This window comes from Mesorhizobium sp. M1088, from assembly GCF_040318575.1.
In the GTDB taxonomy this organism is placed as follows: Bacteria; Pseudomonadota; Alphaproteobacteria; order Rhizobiales; family Rhizobiaceae; genus Mesorhizobium.
In genome coordinates this window covers 126,448-144,111 of record NZ_JAMYMO010000002.1, presented here as the reverse complement: position 1 = coordinate 144,111, position 17,664 = coordinate 126,448, and the positions used below count along the sequence as shown (strand labels likewise).

Below are 17,664 nucleotides of genomic sequence, written 5' to 3'. Positions count from 1 at the left end.
AAGTCCTTGCAGGCATCAGCTACTTACCGCCAGCAACAAGACACCGGCCAGCGCCGATCCGGCAAGCGTCGGCAGGATACCGATCTTCAGCTTCAGAATGGCGATCATCGAGGCACAGGAAAGCAGCGCCGCGCGCCAGTCTATCGATGAAAGCACCGGCACGTCCATTCCAAGCCCGACATTGCGCACTTCGCCGAAGATGACGTGCAAGCCGAACCATAGAGCGAGATTCATGATGACGCCGACGACGGCGGCGGTGATCGCACCGAGCGCCGCCGACAGTGCCTTGTTGCCGCGCAGCGCTTCGATGTAAGGCGCGCCAAGGAATATCCATAGGAAACATGGGGTAAACGTCGCCCACAGCGTGAACAGCCCGCCAAACAGTCCGGCAACCAGCGGCGCCAGCAAGCCCGGCTGGCGGAACGCGGCAACGAAGCCGACGAACTGCAAGACCAGGATGAGCGGACCCGGCGTGGTTTCGGCAAGTCCAAGGCCGTCGACCATTTCACCGGGTGCCAGCCAGCCGAAGTACTCGACCGCTGCCTGCGCGACATAGGCAAGGGCTGCGTAGGCGCCGCCGAAGGTGACGACCGCCATGACACTGAAGAAGCCACCGATTTGAGTCCAAACGCTGGCAGGGCCGGTGAAAGCCCAGACCAGCAGAACAGGCCCCAGCCAGATCGGCAGCCAGATCGCCAAAGTGCGCGGCGCGTGCCATCGTGTCGGCCTGACGTGGGTCAGTTCGCCGCGCTCGAACATCAGATCGACCACGCCCTTGATGTCGGGAACATCGCCCTTGCCATGCGAGGCGCCTGAAAAAAATGCCGGCGCACTGCGGTTGCCGATCCAGCCTGTCAGGCCGGCAAGCAGTACGATCAGCGGAAACGGCACGTTCAACGCGTAGATGGCGATGAAGGCGGCGAGTGCGATCGACACCATGATCGGGTTTTTCAGCGCGCGTCTGCCGATCCGGATCACCGCCTCGATGACAATGGCGAGCACGGTCGCCTTGACCCCGAAAAACAGCGCCGCGACGAGTGGTACATCGCCATAGAGCGCATAGAGGCTGCTCAGGACGAGCATGACAAGCGCGCCCGGCACGACGAAGAGAATGCCGGCAACAAGGCCGCCGGCCGTTTTGTGCAGCAACCAGCCGATATAGATGGCGAGTTGCTGGGCCTCGGGGCCAGGCAGCAGCATGCAGTAGTTCAACGCATGCAGAAAGCGCTGTTCGCCGATCCAGCGCCGTTCCTCGACCAGTTCCTTGTGCATGAGCGCGATCTGCCCGGCCGGGCCGCCAAAGCTGAGCACCCCGATTTTTGCCCAGACCTTCACGGCCTGCCGGAAGCTCGGCACAGCGGGCTCCTGAATCTCCGCCGGCTTTTTCGAAAGGACGGCGCTCACGATGGTTTGCCCGCGCTGACTGCGCCGGCGGCCGGCCAGTTATGCGCCTCCTCGGTGGCATCGCGGCACCAGCGGAAGAACGCATCGTAAAGCAGCATGCCGGCCTCGAGCTGCTCCAGATCGTCGCGAAACATCCGTGACAGGCCAAGCGAGGCGGCCAGGAACCCGGCCGCCTGTGGAACAAGATCGAGGCTCGCAGTATCGGCAGCGCGTATGATCGTGGCCAGGCGATCGAGCGCTTCGGATTTGAGCCCGAACTCCTCGATCATGGTGTCGAAGGTGCAGCGTTCGCCGCGGTGGCTCCAGAACACGTTCTCGATGTCGAAAGGCACGGCCTGGAAGCGATCGGCGACGGCCGCCACTTCGGCCGGCTCGACGAAGAGAAAGACCGCGTGAGGATCGATGAAGCGCCGGATCAGCCAGGGGCAGGCGATGCGGTCGACCTTCGGGCGCGTACGCGTCACCCAAACGGTGCGGCCCTTGGCATCGGTGGGCGGTATCTTGTCGGCGTGAACGAGAAGGCCCTTGGCATCGCGCCACGCTTCAAACCCGCCATCGAGCGATTCGGCGGCAACGCCCTCCTGCCGTAGCCATGCGGCCACGCCTTGCGAGAGCTTTTTTCCCTGCTGGCAGACAACTGTCACTTGCCTGCCGGCGAAGTCAGCAGCCCAGTTCGAGACACTCCTGAAATCACGACGATCCGACCCCGGCAGCAGGCGCGGATCGGCGTTGTAGTCATCGTCGATGCGGACGTCGATGATTGCGGGTGCACCCGGCAGCCCAATCAGACGGGACAGTTGCGATACAGTGATAGCGGTTGTTGACGGCATGGCGTCCACCTCCTTGAAAGAGAAGCTTGGACGCGAACGTTGGGCTGACGCCTCACGGGGTCGTCGCGATGCACCCCTTGCGATGATCGTGGATTTGTCACGCCCGCTTGTCAAGCATTGCCGTTCTCGCGGGAGCAATCGCTGTTGACAAATAACCGCGTCCAACCCTGTGCCGGGCATTTCTGCCCATTAGCGGCAGGCGATCGCAGTGGAAAGCCGAGGCTTTCGCTGTACGATGTACCCCACCCCTACCCCTCCTGGCGCTGACCTCGGCAAATTGCCTGCACCGGCGGCTGGCTCGTGCGACGGACCCTGGTCAGTGATTGTCCCTCGGCACCCCGCTTGTATGCGCCACATCCTGGTATTTCACCGCCGGCTTCAGCACCATGCCTTCGGAAAACTGGTCGACCATGCCGCGCTGGATCTCCTGCCACGGCGTCTGGTGCTTGGGATAGTGATAGCCGCCATTGTTCTGCAGCTCGGTGCGCCGCCGCGTGATCTCGTCGTCGCTGACGAGGATATCGGCGGTGCCCTTGCGCAGATCGACGCGGACGCGGTCACCGGTCTTCAGCAGCGCCAGCCCGCCGCCGATGGCGGCTTCCGGCGAGGCGTTGAGGATCGAGGGCGAACCCGACGTGCCCGACTGGCGGCCGTCGCCGATACAGGCCAGCGCGTGGATGCCCTTTTTGATCAGATAGGCCGGCGGCTGCATGTTGACGACTTCGGCGCCGCCCGGATAGCCGATCGGGCCGGCGCCGCGCATGAACAGGATGGTGTGCTCGTCGATGCCTTGTGCCGGATCGTCGATGCGGGCGTGGTAATCCTCGGGCCCGTCGAACACCATGGCGTTGCCCTCGAAGGCTTCGGGGTCCTTCGGGTTCGACAGATAGCGCTCGCGGAACTCGGGCGAGATGCCGCTGGTCTTCATGATCGCCGAATCGAACAGATTGCCCTTGAGATTGATGAAGCCGGCATTGGCTTTCAGCGGCTCGGCAACCGTGCGGATGACGTCGAGGTTCTCGTTGACGGCGCCCCTGCAATTGTCACCGATGGTCTTGCCATTAGCTGTCATGGCTTCCGGATAGGGCAGCAGGCCGCCCTTCATCAGTTCGGCGACCACGGCCGGCACGCCGCCGGCATGGTGATAGTCCTCGCCGAGATATTCGCCCGTCGGCTGCAGATTGACGATGAGCGGTATGTTGAGGCCGACCTTCTGCCAATCGTCATTGTCGAGCGGCACGCCGAGATGGCGGGCGATGGCGTTGAGGTGGATCGGCGCGTTGGTCGAGCCGCCGATCGCCGAGTTGACGACGATGGCGTTCTCGAAGGCCTTACGGGTCATGATGTCGGACGGCTTCAGATCCTCATGCACCATGTCGACGATGCGCTTTCCGGTCTCGTAGGCGATCTGGCCGCGCTCGCGATAGGGGGCGGGGATAGCGGCCGAGCCCGGCAATTGCATGCCGAGCGCCTCGGCCAGCGAATTCATCGTGGTGGCGGTACCCATCGTGTTGCAATAGCCGGTCGACGGCGCCGAGGAGGCAACGATATCCATGAACTCGTCATAGCCAATCTCGCCGGCCGACAGGCGCTGGCGCGATTCCCAGACGATGGTGCCGGAGCCGGTGCGCTTGCCCTTGTGCCAGCCGTTGAGCATCGGGCCGACCGAAAGCGCGATAGCCGGAATGTTGACGGTGGCCGCGGCCATCAGCATGGCTGGCGTCGTCTTGTCGCAGCCGATGGTGAGCACTACGCCGTCGAGCGGATAGCCGTAGAGCACCTCTACCAGGCTGAGATAGGCAAGGTTGCGGTCAAGTGCAGCAGTCGGCCGCTTGCCGGTCTCCTGGATCGGGTGGCAAGGGAACTCGAAAGGGATGCCACCCATCGAGACGATGCCTTCGCGCACGCGCTTGGCCAGTTCGATGTGATGGCGGTTGCAGGGCGACAGGTCCGAGCCGGTCTGGGCGATGCCGATCAGCGGCTTGCCGGACATCAGTTCGGCCCGCGTCAGCCCGTAATTCAGGTAGCGCTCCAGATAGAGTGCCGTCATGCCCGGATTGTCGGGATTGTCGAACCACTCCTGCGAGCGAAATTTCTTCTTGTGGGTGGGGGCGCCTGCCATCGTGGTCTCCGTATTTGTATGACAAATCGATATGACAACGCGCGGGAGCAGGCAAGGGGCACGCGCCATCCGAATCCGCTCTTTGGTACGAAAGACATACATCTGCCTCCGCGCCAGACGGGATCGTGGTTTGTCAGCCCGCTATCCCGGAGAGTTGGAGCGCGTCGCCGCGGACCCTACCTGACCCTTCCGGCCACCCTCCCCCTCAAGGGGCCCACTTGGGGAGGGACATCCGCATCACTCGAACACGATGCTCGGCACTGCAGCCTCGGCCGCGCCGCGCTCTTCATTGACGCGGTCCCAGACCTTGGCGGCGATGTCGCGATAGATTTTCGCCTCAGCGCCATCCGGCTTGGAGACCACCACCGGCGTGCCGGCATCGGAGCTTTCGCGGATGCCCATCTCGAGCGGCACTTCGCCAAGGAAGGTGACGCCGAGACGCTCGGCCTCGCGGCGGGCGCCGCCATGGCCGAAGATGTCGTAGCGTTTTCCCGTATCGGGGGCGAGAAAATAGCTCATGTTTTCGACGATACCCAATAGCGGCACGTCGACCTTTCTGAACATGTTGAGGCCTTTGCGCGCATCGATCAGGGCCAGGTCCTGTGGCGTCGAGACGATGACGGCGCCGGCCAGCGGCACCTGTTGGGCCATGGTCAGCTGGGCGTCACCGGTGCCGGGCGGCATGTCGACGACGAGCACATCAAGCGGTCCCCATTCGACCTCGCGCAGCATCTGCGTCAATGCCGACATCACCATCGGCCCGCGCCAGATCATCGGCGTCTCCTCATCGACGAGGAAGCCCATCGACATGACCTTGAGGCCATAATTCTGCATCGGCTTCAGGATCTTGCCGTCGACGGTCTGCGGCCTGCCACGAATGTTGAGCAGACGCGGCATGGAAGGGCCATAAATGTCGGCATCGAGCACCCCGACCCGCAGCCCGTTGGCGGCAAGCCCAAGGGCGATATTGACGGCGGTGGTCGACTTGCCGACGCCGCCCTTGCCGGAAGCGACGGCGATGATCGCTTCGATGCCGGGTACGCCGCGCTTGCTCTGGCTGTGCGAGGCGGGCGCCTGCGGCGTGGGACGCGCAGGTGCGGCCGGCGGAGCGGGCCTCTGAGCCGGTCTTTGCGGAACCGGCGCCTCCATGCCGCCGCCCTTCTTTTCCGCCGTCAGCGCGACCACGGCGCCGGCAACACCGGGGATCGCCTTGACGACACGTTCGGCCGCCGCACGCAGCGGTTCCATCTCCTGGGCACGGGCAGCGGGAACGGTTATCGAAAAGAACACCTTGGCATCGGCAATGAAAATCTCGGAAACCAGGCCGAGGTCGACGATATTGCCGGTGAAATCCGGCCCATTGACCGTCTTCAGGCGCTCGATAACGATTTCCTTGGTCACGTTTTCATTGGCGGCGGGCATGAGTTTTTCCTCTACTTTTCCGCTCCAGATAATGCAGTTCCGGAACAGAACCAAGCGATGGACCACCAATTGCAGCGGCGTATCGGGGAGGCAGCGAGCATATGACGGCATTTCCAGTGGGAGCAGCCGTCGCCAAATCGTCAGCGCAGCCTATTTCATGAGCATGGAATGACAGCCAGGGAAGGAGACGAATCATGCTCGCAAACAGCAACGCGACGGCCAATCTCGCCGTGAAGGACCTGGCCAAGGCCAGGGCATTCTACGAAGGGGTCCTTGGCCTGAAAGAGGTGCACAATGAAGGTGGCGAACTGATCGTCTATAAAAGCGGCGACACCAGCATCAACGTCTACCGTTCGAACTTCGCTGGGACCAACAAGGCGACGGCTGTGACATGGACGGTCGGCGACGAACTCGGCAAGATCGTTGAGGCATTGAAATCGAAGGGCGTGACCTTCGAGCATTACGACATGCCCGGGCTGACGCTTGAGGGTGACATCCATGTCGGTCACGGCATGAAGGTCGCATGGTTCAGGGATCCGGACGGCAACATCCTGAATCTTGTGGACCGGTAGTCGCCGCGCCAGAGGCGGCTCCAGGCGCCATGATGCTCACATCACCTTGCCAGACCGACCGCGAAGTAGGTGAGAGCCGCGATCGCCGCGGTTGCCGGCAAGGTGACGATCCATGCGACCACGATGTTGCCGGCAATGCCCCAGCGAACGGCGGAGACGCGGCGGGCGGCGCCGACGCCGATGATAGCGCCGGTGATCGTGTGCGTGGTCGATACCGGAATACCGAGCCAGGTGGCGGCGAACAGGGTGATCGCTCCGCCGGTCTCGGCGCAGAAACCCTGCATCGGGTTCAGCCGGGTGATCTTCGAGCCCATGGTGTGGACGATGCGCCAGCCGCCGAGCAACGTGCCCAGCGCCAGCGCCGACTGACAGGTGATGACGACCCACAGCGGCACGTAAAAATTCGCGCCGAGCATGCCTTGCGAATAGAGCAGCACGGCGATGATGCCCATGGTCTTCTGCGCGTCGTTGCCGCCATGGCCGAGCGAATAGAGCGAGGCGGAAAAGAACTGCATAACGCGGAAGGTGCTGTCGACGGCGAACGGCGTCTGCCGCACGAACAGCCACGAGACCGCGAGGATCAAGACAAGCGCCAGCAGAAAGCCTGCCGCCGGCGACAGCACGATGGCCGCCGTCGTCTTGCCCAACCCGGCCCAGACGATGGCACCGGTGCCTGCCTTGGCAACGCCGGCGCCGACCAAACCGCCGATCAGAGCGTGCGAGCTGCTGGACGGGATTCCGACGAGCCAGGTGACGACATTCCAGACGATGGCGCCGACAAGTGCTGCGAAGATTACTGCCGGCGTGACGATGCTGGCGTCGATGATGCCGGTTCCGAGCGTCTCCGCTACGTGAAGACCGAAGAACATGAAGGCGATGAAATTGAAGAAGGCCGCCCAGAACACCGCATAATGCGGCCGCAGCACCCGGGTGGAGACGATGGTGGCGATGGAGTTGGCGGCATCGTGCAGGCCGTTGAGGAAATCGAAGAACAGCGCGACGACGACAAGGCCGACCAGCACGGGAAAGGCTATTGCGGCTTCTGACACTATACGTTCTCGATGACGATGCCGCTGATTTCGTTGGCGACGTCCTCGAAGCGATCGACCACCTTTTCCAGCTGGCCGTAAATCTCGCTGCCGATCAGATAGGCCATCGGATCGCTGCGGCCGTGCCGCTTGAACAGGTCCTTCAGGCCCTGCTCGTGCAGGTCGTCGGCCCGGCCTTCGGCGCGCATGACCTCCTCGGCGATGGCGTTGAGGCGCACCGTATGCGCCCCGACCTTGCCGAGCAGCGGGATCGCCTCGGCCACCAACTTGGCGGCCTCGACGATGACACCTCCCATTTCCTGCATCAGCGGGTCGAATTCCTTCTTCTCGAACAGCCTTACCGTCTTGACGGTTTTGTGCATCATATCGATGGCATCATCCATCGACTGGATCAGGTCCTTGATGTCGCCGCGGTCGAAGGGCGTGATGAAGGAGCGGCGCACGGCCAGCAGCACTTCCGCGGTGATCTGATCGGCTTCGTTCTCGAGATCGATGATCGTCTGACACCAGCGGTCGATGTCGTTGCCCTGCAAAAGCTGCTGCAGTGCCTCGGCGCCACCGACCACGGTGCGGGAATGCCGCTCGAACAGGTCGAAGAAGCGATCTTCGCGCGGCAAAAGCTTGCGGAACCAGCCCAGCATGTTCGGTACTCCCGTCGTGTCCAGTCCACGACCCCGTCTCATCCACATAGCGCCGCATTCCATCGCGGGAAACAGTAAGCCGGCTGAAAGATGTGGATGCGGACGATTTACACAGGCGGCTTGCGGCCGAAGGCGATTTCCCCGACCTTGCGCGCTAAGATCGGACACAGCGTCCGTGACAGGCTCCCGACGGCATGATCGATAAGCTGGAATTCTTCATAGCACTTGCCAAGGAAGAACATTTCGGCCGGGCGGCGGAGGTGTGCGGCGTCACCCAACCGACGCTTTCGGCCGGCATCAAGCAGCTGGAGGGTCAGCTCGGCGTGATGCTGGTGCTGCGCGGCTCGCGCTTCCAGGGGCTGACGCCGGAAGGCAAGCAGGTGTTGGTGTGGGCGCGCCGCATCGTCGGCGATAGCAGGACCATGCGCGAGGAGATGCGGGCGGCGCGCCACGGCCTGTCGGGGCGCATCCGCATCGCCGCGATCCCGACGGCGCTGGCCATGGTGGCGCGACTGACGACGCCGTTTCGGGCAAAGCATCCCGGCGTCACCTTCTCGGTGCTGTCGCGCACCTCGATTGAGGTGCTATCGCTGCTCGGCAATTTCGACATCGACGCCGGCATCACCTATCTCGACAACGAGCCGCTCGGACGCGTCACTAGCGTGCCGCTCTATGACGAGCGCTATCAGCTGATCACCGCGGTCGGGAACCCCTATTTCGACCGCGACAAAGTGACATGGGCGGAACTCAGCCAGCTGCCGCTCTGCCTGCTGACGCCGGACATGCAGAACCGCCGCATCATCGACCAGCATCTGGCCGAAGCCGGCGTGCAGGTGCGGCCGACATTGGAATCCAACTCGATGATCGTGCTGTTTTCGCATATCCGCACCGGCAAATGGTCGTCGATCATGCCGCTTAACCTTGCGGAAACCTTCGGTTTTTCCGAGCCGATCCGGGCGATCCCGATCGTCGAGCCGGATGCCAGCCACACGGTCGGGCTGGTGGCGGCGCGGCGCGAACCGCACACGCCGCTGGTCTCGGCGCTGTTGGACGAGGCAATGGCGCTGGCGGACGATTTCCACGGCCGCCGCTAGTCTAGACAATGCTGGTGAACGCGAACGATAGAAAATTTCTATCGAGCAACGGATCGGCTTTATTGATTTGGCGGGTTTCCTCTGATTTCCTAACCACTTAGCGGAAGACCGCCACGACCAGGGAGGGCGCTGCATGACGATGCAGCTAGCAAGTACCGAGATCGCATCTCGCACGGCGGCGATCATCCACGAGCTGAAAGGCCTCGAAGGCCCGCTGTTGCCGATCCTGCACGGCATACAGGAAGAGTTCGGTTATGTGCCGCAGGACGCACTGCCGATCATCGCCGAGGCGCTGAACATCTCCAGGGCCGAGGTTCATGGCGTCGTCACCTTCTATCACGATTACCGCAGCCAGCCCGCCGGCCGCCATGTGCTGAAGCTCTGCCAGGCGGAAGCCTGCCAGTCGATGGGCTCGGATGCGATTGCCGCCAAGCTCAAATCATTGCTGGGCATCGGTTTCCACGAGACAACCCGCGACGGTTCGGTGACACTGGAGCCGGTCTATTGCCTCGGCCTTTGCGCCTGCTCGCCGTCGGCAATGCTGGACGGGGAGGTGATCGGGCGGCTCGACGACGAAAAGCTCAACGAGATCGTTGCCGAGGTGCGCTCATGATCCCGCGTATCTATATTCCCGGCGATTCCGGCGCGCTGGCGCTCGGTGCGGAAAAGGTTGCCAAGGCGGTTCGTGCGGAATTGGCCGAGCGCGGCATCGAGGCCAAGATCGTGCGCAACGGCTCGCGCGGCGCCTATTTCCTCGAGCCTATGGTCGAGGTTGCGACAGCCACTGGCCGCGTCGCCTACGGGCCGGTGAAGCCATCCGACGTCAAAAGCCTGTTCGACTGCGGCTTCCTCACCGGGGGCCACCACAAGCGCTGGCTGGGCGCACCGGACAAGATCCCGTTCCTGGCAAGGCAGACAAGGCTGACCTTTGCGCGCTGCGGCGTCACCGATCCGCTGTCGCTCGACCACTACAAGGCGCATGGCGGGCTGAAGGGCCTGCAGAATGCAGTGGCGATGACGCCGGCCGAGGTCGTCAAGCAGGTGACCGAGTCCGGGCTGCGCGGTCGCGGCGGCGCCGGCTTCCCGACCGGCATCAAATGGAAAACTGTGCTCGATACGTCGGCCGACCGCAAATACATCGTCTGCAATGCCGATGAAGGCGATTCCGGCACGTTCGCCGACCGCATGATCATGGAAGGCGACCCCTTCGTGCTGATCGAAGGCATGGCGATCGCCGGCATCGCCACCGGCGCGACCAAGGGCTTCATCTATATCCGCTCCGAATATCCGCACGCGGTGGCGGTGATGCAGAAGGCTGTCGAGATCGCCCGCAAGGCCGGCGTGCTCGGCGTCAATGTGCTCGGCTCGGCCAATTCATTCGACATGGAAGTGCGCGTCGGCGCCGGCGCCTATGTCTGCGGCGAGGAGACCGCGCTGCTCGACAGCCTCGAAGGCAAGCGCGGGCAGGTGCGGGCCAAGCCGCCGCTGCCGGCGCACAAGGGCCTGTTCGGCAAGCCGACGGTGATCAACAACGTCATCTCGCTGGCCTCGGTGCCGGTGATCATGGACAAGGGCGCTGCCTTCTACAAGGATTTCGGCATGGGCCGTTCACGCGGCACCATCCCGATCCAGATTGCCGGCAACGTCAAGTATCCCGGTCTCTACGAGGCGGCGTTCGGCATGACGCTGGGCGAGATCGTCGACGATATCGGCGGCGGCACGGCGACGGGACGCCCGGTCAAAGCGGTGCAGGTGGGTGGCCCGCTCGGCGCCTACTTCCCGCGCGCGCTGTTCGACACGCCGTTCGACTACGAAGCGTTTGCCGCCAAGGACGGGCTGATCGGCCATGCCGGCATCGTCGTTTTCGACGACAGCGCCGACATGCTGAAGCAGGCACGCTTTGCCATGGAATTCTGCGCCATCGAGAGCTGCGGCAAGTGCACGCCGTGCCGCATCGGCTCGACTCGCGGTGTCGAGGTGCTGGACAGGCTCGCCCAGAACGTCGAACCGGAAAAGCAGATCGCGCTGGTCACCGACCTTTGCAACACAATGAAGTTCGGCTCGCTTTGCGCTCTCGGCGGCTTCACCCCATATCCAGTGATGAGTGCACTCAACCATTTCCCGGATGACTTTCGGCCGACGCCGGTCGCCGAAGCAGCGGAATAGGAGCGGACAGCCATGAACGCGGCATTCGACATCAAATCGCTGGTCCAGGAAATCGACTACGGCACACCTGCCTCTGAAGCCGAGCAGCAAGTGACGCTGACGGTCGACGGCAAGTCGATAACAGTGCCGGCGGGGACCTCGATCATGCGCGCATCGATGGAAGCCGGCGTCGAAATCCCGAAACTCTGCGCCACCGACATGCTGGACTCGTTCGGCTCCTGCCGGGTCTGCCTCGTCGAGATCGACGGGCGCGGCGGCACGCCGGCTTCATGCACTACGCCGGTCGGCGAAGGCATGGTCGTGCATACGCAGACCGATCGGCTGAACGCCATTCGCCGCGGCGTGATGGAACTCTACGTCTCCGACTACCCGGCGGCGTGGGGCGAGAAGGCCGGCACCGGCGCCAGCGAGTTCGACAAGGTCGTCACGACGGTCGGCCTGACCGAGAACCGCTATGGCGTGGACGGCCGCAACCACGTCAAGCAGGAAAACGGGGTGGCGCCCGGCCATGGCTCGCTGACCATCGATTACATCGCCCGCGATGAATCGAACCCGTATTTCACCTACGATCCGGCGCAGTGCATCGTCTGTTCGCGCTGCGTGCGCGCCTGCGAGGAGGTGCAGGGCACGTTCGCGCTGACCATCGAGGGCCGCGGCTTCGAATCCAGGGTCTCGGCCGGCATGCACGAGGCGTTCGTCAATTCCGAATGCGTGTCGTGCGGGGCCTGCGTGCAGGCCTGCCCGACTGATGCGCTGAGGGAAAAGACCGTGCTGGCGAAAGGCCTGCCCGAGCGCTCGACCGTCACCACCTGCGCCTATTGCGGCGTCGGCTGTTCGTTCAAGGCCGAGGTCAAGGGCGACGAGGTCATCCGCATGATGCCCTACAAGGCAGGCAAGGCCAACCACGGCCACTCCTGCGTCAAGGGCCGCTTCGCCTATGGCTATGCGACGCACAAGGACCGGATCCTGAAGCCGATGATCCGCGAGCGGGTCAGTGATCCGTGGCGCGAAGTGTCGTGGGAAGAGGCGCTCACCCATACCGCCAACGAATTCCGCCGCATCCAGTACCAGTACGGCCGCACCTCGATCGGCGGCATCACCTCGTCGCGCTGCACCAACGAGGAGACCTACCTCGTCCAGAAGCTGGTCCGGCAGGGCTTCCGCAACAACAATGTCGATACCTGCGCCCGTGTCTGCCATTCGCCGACCGGCTATGGCCTCGGCCAGACCTTCGGCACCTCCGCCGGCACGCAGGACTTCGATTCGATCGAGCAGACGGACGTGATCCTGCTGATCGGCGCCAATCCGACCGATGCGCATCCGGTGTTCGCCTCGCGCATGAAGAAGCGCATGCGCGAGGGCGCCAAGCTGATCGTGCTCGATCCGCGCCGCACCGACATCGTGCGCTCGGCCCACGTCGAGGCGCAGTTCCATCTGCCGCTGAAGCCGGGCACCAACGTCGCCATGCTGACCGCACTTGCCCATGTCATCGTCACCGAGGGCCTGTTCGACGAGGCCTTCATCCGCGAGCGCTGCGACTGGGACGAGTTCCAGGACTGGGCATCGTTCGTGGCGCTGCCGGAAAATAGCCCGGAAGTGATCGGCCAGCTTGCAAATGTCGATCCCGACGACATACGCGGCGCGGCGCGGCTCTACGCCCGCGGCGGTAACGGCGCGATCTATTACGGCCTCGGCGTGACCGAGCACAGCCAGGGCTCGACCACCGTCATCGCCATTGCCAACCTCGCCATGGCGACCGGCAATATCGGCCGGCCGGGCGTCGGCGTGAACCCGCTGCGCGGCCAGAACAATGTGCAGGGCTCCTGCGACATGGGCTCGTTCCCGCACGAGCTTCCCGGCTATCGCCACATTTCAGGCGACGCGGTGCGCGCCATCTATGAGAGCCTGTGGGGCGTCAAGCTCGACGACGAGCCCGGCCTGCGCATCCCCAATATGCTGGATGCGGCCGTCGACGGCTCGTTCAAGGGACTGTATGTGCAGGGCGAGGACATCCTGCAGTCGGACCCCGACACCAAGCATGTCGCCGCCGGTCTCGCCGCGATGGAATGCGTCGTCGTGCACGACCTCTTCCTCAACGAGACGGCCAACTACGCGCATGTGTTCCTGCCCGGCTCGACGTTCCTCGAGAAGGACGGCACCTTCACCAATGCCGAGCGCCGCATCAACATGGTGCGCAAGGTAATGGAGCCGAAATGCGGCTATGCCGACTGGGAAGCGACGCAGGAGCTCGCCAAGGCGCTCGGCCTCGGCTGGAACTACACGCATCCGTCCCAGATCATGGACGAGATCGCCAAGACAACACCAAGTTTCGCCGGCGTTTCCTTCGACCTTCTCGACCGGGTGGGCTCCGTGCAGTGGCCCTGCAACGAGAAGTCGCCGGAAGGCACGCCGATCATGCACATTGGCGGCTTCGTGCGCGGCAAGGGCAAGTTCATCCGCACCGAATATGTCGCGACCGACGAAAGGACCGGACCGCGCTTCCCGCTGCTGCTGACCACCGGCCGCATCCTGTCGCAATACAATGTCGGCGCGCAGACCCGGCGCACCGACAACGTGGTCTGGCATAGCGAGGACCGGCTGGAGATCCATCCGCACGATGCCGAAAATCGCGGCCTGCGCGATGGCGACTGGGTGCGGCTGACCAGCCGCTCGGGCGAGACGACGCTGCGCGCGCTGATCACCGAGCGGGTGTCGCCGGGCGTCGTCTATACGACCTTCCACCATCCCGACACCCAGGCTAACGTCATCACCACCGACTTCTCCGACTGGGCGACCAACTGCCCGGAATACAAGGTGACCGCGGTGCAGGTGGGTGCATCCAACGGCCCGTCGGAATGGCAGCGCGACTATGACGAGCAGGCAAAGCAAAGCCGCCGCATCGCGAAGTTGGAAGCGGCGGAGTAGTCCTTGACCGCGCGCCGCAAAGCCATTGCGCAGATCTCGCGTCTCGCGCGCCGCGCCGGCGGCACTGCGGCCGCCAACCGCATGGTGCCGGAAGAGACGCCGGTGGCGTTCTCCTTTGCCGGCACCACGCATGCGGTGATGATGGCAAGCCCGGCTGATTTCGAGGATTTCGCGCTCGGCTTCTCGCTGACCGAAGGCATCGTTGCCTCGCCGGACGAAATCGAAGCGATCGAAGTCGAGGATCACGGCGCCGGCATCGATATCCAGATCCGGCTGAAGGACCAGGCCAACACCCGCTTCGAAGCGCGTCGCAGACGCCTGGCCGGCCCGGTCGGCTGCGGGTTGTGCGGCATCGAATCGATCGAGGAGGCGATGCGCTCGGTAAACCCGGTCGGTGCGTCGCAACTTACACTTCAGGCCAATGACATCGTCCGCTCGGTCAAGCTTTTGTCGAAGCTGCAGCCGCTGCACGCCGAGACCGGTGCCGTCCACGCCGCCGGGTTTTACCTTCCCGGCAAGGGCATCGTCATGGCGCGCGAGGATGTCGGCCGCCATAACGCACTGGACAAGCTGGCTGGCGCGCTGGCCAAAGCCGGTATCGACGGCAGGTCGGGGGCCGTCGTCGTCACGTCGCGCGTTTCGGTCGAGATGGTGCAGAAGACCGCGGCGATCGGCTCGGCCGTCATCATTGCCGTCTCGGCGCCGACCGCACTTGCCATCCGCACCGCGGACGATTCCGGCATGACGCTGGTGGCGCTGGTGCGCGGCGACGATTTCGATATTTTCACCCATCCTGACCGCGTGGTTTCCGGAGTTGCCAAGCATGTCGCATGACGAAGGCCACCTCATGAGCACCAGCGAAAAGCTGGTTCGCATGGCCAACCAGATTGCCGCCTTTTTCCACTCAAAGCCGCGCGAGCAAGGCATTGCCGGCGTCGCCGAGCACATCAACAAGTTCTGGGAGCCGAGGATGCGCCGGCAATTGTTCGAGATGCTGGACAGCGGTGGCGAGGGGTTCAACGAGCTTGTCGTCGCGGCCGCGCCACACATCAAGCGGCCGGGCGCGCCGGAGGGCGCAGGTTTCAGCGCTGGCGGAGCGAACACCGAGACTGCCGCCGCGTCACAGAAGTAGGCGCCGCGGGCCCACATTCACACTCTCTAAAGTTTCATCTGCCGCAAGCCGCGCGCCTCTGCTATGATCCGGCGATAAGAAATCGTCGGGTCGGGCGGACAACTCGTGAGGCCGATCGAAACTCGATACGCGCTCAGTGGCGACGTGCGGATCGCCTATCAGGTGGTCGGCCAGGGATCGCTCGATCTCGTCTTCGTGCCGGGTTTCATTTCCAATCTCGACCTGCACTGGGAAGACGAGGGCTACACCCGGCTGTTGAAGCGGCTTTCCGCGTTCTCACGGCTGATCCTGTTCGACAAGCGCGGCACCGGTCTGTCGGACCGCGTCGATGTCCACCACCTGCCCAGCCTCGAAACCCGCATGGACGATGTACGCGCGGTGATGGATGCGACCGGCAGCGGCCGCGCCGCCTTGCTCGGCGCTTCGGAAGGCGCGCCGATGGCAATGCTGTTCGCCGCCACCTACCCGGAGCGGACGCGGGCGCTGGCGCTTTATGGCGGCTATGCGCATTTCCACAAATGGGTGATGCCGCCGGAACGCCTTGAGGCGTTCATCGCGACGGCGGAGACCGCATGGGGCACCGGCGCCACCCTGCCGCATTTCGCGCCCGGCCGCGTCGACGATCCGCGTTTCGCCACATGGTGGGCGCGCTTCGAGCGGCTGTCGGCGAGCCCGACCGCGGCAATCGCCCTGGCCCGCATGAATGCGGCTATCGACGTGCGCGGCGTGCTGGCGGCGATCAGCGCACCGACGCTGCTCATCCATCGCCGCAACGATGCGCGCGTCGACCCGGAGGCCAGCCGCTTCCTGGCAAGGAAGATCCCGAATGCGCGGCTGGTCGAGGTGGCCGGGCGCGACCACCCGATCTGGACCGGCGATGTCGACCGGGTGGCCGATCTGATTGAGGAATTCCTGACCGGAGCGCGCGCCGTTGCCGAGGCCGAGCGCGTGCTGGCTGCACTGCTGGTCACCCGGATCTACGACACGGCGCGGCTTGGCGACCGTATGTGGAGCGAGCGCAGCCGACGTTTTCAGGAAACATGGCGGCTGCTGGTCGGGCGCCATGGCGGCCGCCCGGCCGGCACGCATGGCGAGCTGATGATGGCGCGCTTCGACGGCCCGGCGCGGGCCGTACGCTGCGCGGCGGCGCTGCGCGATGCGGCGCAGGAGATCGGCGTCGCCAGCGCGCAGGGCGTGCATGTCGGCGAGGTCGAGTTGCGTGGGCCGCCGACGGGGTTGACGGCGCGCGTGACGATGCAGCTTGCCGCGCATGCCGGGCGCGGCGACATCCTCGCTTCGCGGCTGGTCGCCGACCTCGCCGCCGGTTCAGGGCTTCATTTCAATGACGCCGGGCGCATCGCGCTTGACGAGCTGGATGAACCGCTGGCGCTGGTGCAGGCGACCTCGGAACAGCATCTGGAGCCGGCCTGCCGGCCGAAGGCCAAAGCTGCCGAGCCGGCCGCACTGACGGCGCGCGAAAGCGAGGTGGTGAACCTCATCGCCGATGGCAAGAGCAATGCCGCGATCGCCGCCGAACTCGAGCTGAGCGAACACACCGTCAAGCGCCACGTCGCCAATATTCTGCTCAAGCTGGACCTGCCGTCGCGGGCGGCGGCGGCGGCGTTCTCGGCGCGGCACGCTGGCCCGCACGGGCCATAGGAGCCATGGCGCTTTCGGGCGAAGCGGCCGGGCATGCGTAAGCGCTATCACTTCGTCCCATGCAGGCCAGGCGGATGTCGCCGGGAAAGGCGCTGCGAAGGGAGGAATAAAATGCTGAAGTCGACACTCAAATCACTGGTGCTGGCGGCAGGCGTCGGCGCGCTGTTGGCGATCGTTCCTGCCAAGGCCGAAGACGCCTCGGCGACGGCTGCCTACAAGGACATCCAGGCAACGCTCGGCTCGGTACCGGACATGTTCAAGACGCTGCCGGACGTCGCCGTTGCCGGCGCCTGGGCCGAGATCAAGGGCGTGCAGCTCAACCCGAACACCGCGCTCGACGGCAAGACCAAGGAATTGATGGGCCTCGCCGTCGCCTCGCAGATCCCCTGCCAGTACTGCATCTATTTCCACACGCAGGCGGCCAAGCTCAATGGCGCCAGCGACGAGGAGATCAAGGAGGCGGTGGCGATGGCGGCGATCGTGCGCCACTGGTCGACGATGCTCAACGGCAGCCAGGTCGATCTCGCCACTTTCAAGAAGCAGTCCGACGAGGTGTTCGCGGCCGTCAAGGCGAAGTCGCAGTGAAGAAGCCACTGCCCGGCGGCGAGCGCCGGGCAGTGCCTGATCAAGCAACCACCCGATCCGAGA

Annotated in this window: 15 protein-coding genes; 9 read left to right on the top strand and 6 right to left on the bottom strand. The window is 64.3% G+C overall.

What is annotated here, in order from left to right:
* Positions 1-15 precede the first annotated feature (15 nt).
* The 4 genes from chrA to NKH49_RS03425 all read right to left on the bottom strand — a co-directional run bounded on the left by chrA (position 16) and on the right by NKH49_RS03425 (position 5,778).
* Positions 16-1,404, bottom strand: a complete 1,389-nt coding sequence (gene chrA, locus NKH49_RS03440; RefSeq protein WP_352613840.1) for a chromate efflux transporter — start codon at positions 1,402-1,404, stop codon at positions 16-18.
* Positions 1,401-2,234, bottom strand: a complete 834-nt coding sequence (locus tag NKH49_RS03435) for a chromate resistance protein ChrB domain-containing protein (RefSeq protein WP_352613839.1) — start codon at positions 2,232-2,234, stop codon at positions 1,401-1,403. Before NKH49_RS03435 ends, chrA begins: the two co-directional genes overlap by 4 nt.
* A gap of 316 nt (positions 2,235-2,550) precedes the next feature.
* On the bottom strand, positions 2,551-4,356 hold the full coding sequence (locus tag NKH49_RS03430; RefSeq protein WP_352613838.1) for an IlvD/Edd family dehydratase: 1,806 nt from the start codon (positions 4,354-4,356) through the stop codon (positions 2,551-2,553).
* 237 nt (positions 4,357-4,593) lie between these two features.
* Positions 4,594-5,778 carry an Mrp/NBP35 family ATP-binding protein gene (locus tag NKH49_RS03425; protein WP_352925182.1) on the bottom strand — a complete coding sequence of 395 codons (1,185 nt, stop codon included), beginning with the start codon at positions 5,776-5,778 and terminating at the stop codon, positions 4,594-4,596.
* Between the two features lie 194 nt (positions 5,779-5,972).
* On the opposite strand from NKH49_RS03425, the gene NKH49_RS03420 reads away from it, so the two are divergent.
* Positions 5,973-6,350, top strand: coding sequence for a VOC family protein (locus NKH49_RS03420; RefSeq protein ID WP_352469991.1), 378 nt, complete (start codon positions 5,973-5,975; stop codon positions 6,348-6,350).
* Between the two features lie 41 nt (positions 6,351-6,391).
* Here the strand turns inward: NKH49_RS03420 and NKH49_RS03415 are convergent, their stop codons facing one another.
* Both NKH49_RS03415 and NKH49_RS03410 read right to left on the bottom strand, forming a co-directional pair.
* The gene (locus NKH49_RS03415) at positions 6,392-7,399 is read right to left on the bottom strand and encodes an inorganic phosphate transporter (RefSeq protein WP_352469990.1); all 1,008 of its coding nucleotides are present in this window, start codon (positions 7,397-7,399) and stop codon (positions 6,392-6,394) included.
* Positions 7,399-8,040, bottom strand: a complete 642-nt coding sequence (locus NKH49_RS03410; RefSeq protein ID WP_352613837.1) for a DUF47 family protein — start codon at positions 8,038-8,040, stop codon at positions 7,399-7,401. The genes NKH49_RS03415 and NKH49_RS03410 overlap by 1 nt, the downstream gene beginning before the upstream one ends.
* A 194-nt stretch (positions 8,041-8,234) precedes the next feature.
* On the opposite strand from NKH49_RS03410, the gene NKH49_RS03405 reads away from it, so the two are divergent.
* The 8 genes from NKH49_RS03405 to NKH49_RS03370 all read left to right on the top strand — a co-directional run bounded on the left by NKH49_RS03405 (position 8,235) and on the right by NKH49_RS03370 (position 17,601).
* Positions 8,235-9,134, top strand: a complete 900-nt coding sequence (locus tag NKH49_RS03405) for a LysR family transcriptional regulator (protein ID WP_352613836.1) — start codon at positions 8,235-8,237, stop codon at positions 9,132-9,134.
* A gap of 133 nt (positions 9,135-9,267) precedes the next feature.
* Positions 9,268-9,747, top strand: a complete 480-nt coding sequence (locus tag NKH49_RS03400; RefSeq protein WP_352469988.1) for a formate dehydrogenase subunit gamma — start codon at positions 9,268-9,270, stop codon at positions 9,745-9,747.
* Positions 9,744-11,300, top strand: coding sequence for a formate dehydrogenase beta subunit (locus NKH49_RS03395; protein WP_352613835.1), 1,557 nt, complete (start codon positions 9,744-9,746; stop codon positions 11,298-11,300). The genes NKH49_RS03400 and NKH49_RS03395 overlap by 4 nt, the downstream gene beginning before the upstream one ends.
* A 12-nt stretch (positions 11,301-11,312) precedes the next feature.
* On the top strand, positions 11,313-14,225 hold the full coding sequence (gene fdhF / locus NKH49_RS03390; RefSeq protein ID WP_352613834.1) for a formate dehydrogenase subunit alpha: 2,913 nt from the start codon (positions 11,313-11,315) through the stop codon (positions 14,223-14,225).
* Between the two features lie 3 nt (positions 14,226-14,228).
* Positions 14,229-15,059, top strand: coding sequence for a formate dehydrogenase accessory sulfurtransferase FdhD (fdhD, locus tag NKH49_RS03385; protein WP_352871220.1), 831 nt, complete (start codon positions 14,229-14,231; stop codon positions 15,057-15,059).
* Complete coding sequence (locus NKH49_RS03380) at positions 15,049-15,357, top strand: formate dehydrogenase subunit delta (protein WP_352613832.1); 309 nt, start codon at positions 15,049-15,051, stop codon at positions 15,355-15,357. Before fdhD ends, NKH49_RS03380 begins: the two co-directional genes overlap by 11 nt.
* A gap of 105 nt (positions 15,358-15,462) precedes the next feature.
* A complete protein-coding gene (locus tag NKH49_RS03375; protein WP_352613831.1) occupies positions 15,463-17,016 on the top strand; it encodes an alpha/beta fold hydrolase in 1,554 nt (517 codons plus the stop codon).
* A 111-nt stretch (positions 17,017-17,127) separates the two neighbouring features.
* Complete coding sequence (locus tag NKH49_RS03370) at positions 17,128-17,601, top strand: carboxymuconolactone decarboxylase family protein (protein WP_352448517.1); 474 nt, start codon at positions 17,128-17,130, stop codon at positions 17,599-17,601.
* The last annotated feature ends 63 nt before the right edge of the window (positions 17,602-17,664 follow it).

What these genes read in the sequence shown, in the direction of transcription:
- NKH49_RS03435 (WP_352613839.1), bottom strand. Translation starts at nt 2,234, where the DNA reads ATGCCGTCAACAACCGCTATCACTGTATCGCAACTGTCCCGTCTGATT.
- NKH49_RS03430 (WP_352613838.1), bottom strand. Translation starts at nt 4,356, where the DNA reads ATGGCAGGCGCCCCCACCCACAAGAAGAAATTTCGCTCGCAGGAGTGG.
- NKH49_RS03425 (WP_352925182.1), bottom strand. Translation starts at nt 5,778, where the DNA reads ATGCCCGCCGCCAATGAAAACGTGACCAAGGAAATCGTTATCGAGCGC.
- NKH49_RS03420 (WP_352469991.1), top strand. Translation starts at nt 5,973, where the DNA reads ATGCTCGCAAACAGCAACGCGACGGCCAATCTCGCCGTGAAGGACCTG.
- NKH49_RS03410 (WP_352613837.1), bottom strand. Translation starts at nt 8,040, where the DNA reads ATGCTGGGCTGGTTCCGCAAGCTTTTGCCGCGCGAAGATCGCTTCTTC.
- NKH49_RS03405 (WP_352613836.1), top strand. Translation starts at nt 8,235, where the DNA reads ATGATCGATAAGCTGGAATTCTTCATAGCACTTGCCAAGGAAGAACAT.
- NKH49_RS03400 (WP_352469988.1), top strand. Translation starts at nt 9,268, where the DNA reads ATGACGATGCAGCTAGCAAGTACCGAGATCGCATCTCGCACGGCGGCG.
- NKH49_RS03395 (WP_352613835.1), top strand. Translation starts at nt 9,744, where the DNA reads ATGATCCCGCGTATCTATATTCCCGGCGATTCCGGCGCGCTGGCGCTC.
- fdhF (WP_352613834.1), top strand. Translation starts at nt 11,313, where the DNA reads ATGAACGCGGCATTCGACATCAAATCGCTGGTCCAGGAAATCGACTAC.
- NKH49_RS03380 (WP_352613832.1), top strand. Translation starts at nt 15,049, where the DNA reads ATGTCGCATGACGAAGGCCACCTCATGAGCACCAGCGAAAAGCTGGTT.
- NKH49_RS03370 (WP_352448517.1), top strand. Translation starts at nt 17,128, where the DNA reads ATGCTGAAGTCGACACTCAAATCACTGGTGCTGGCGGCAGGCGTCGGC.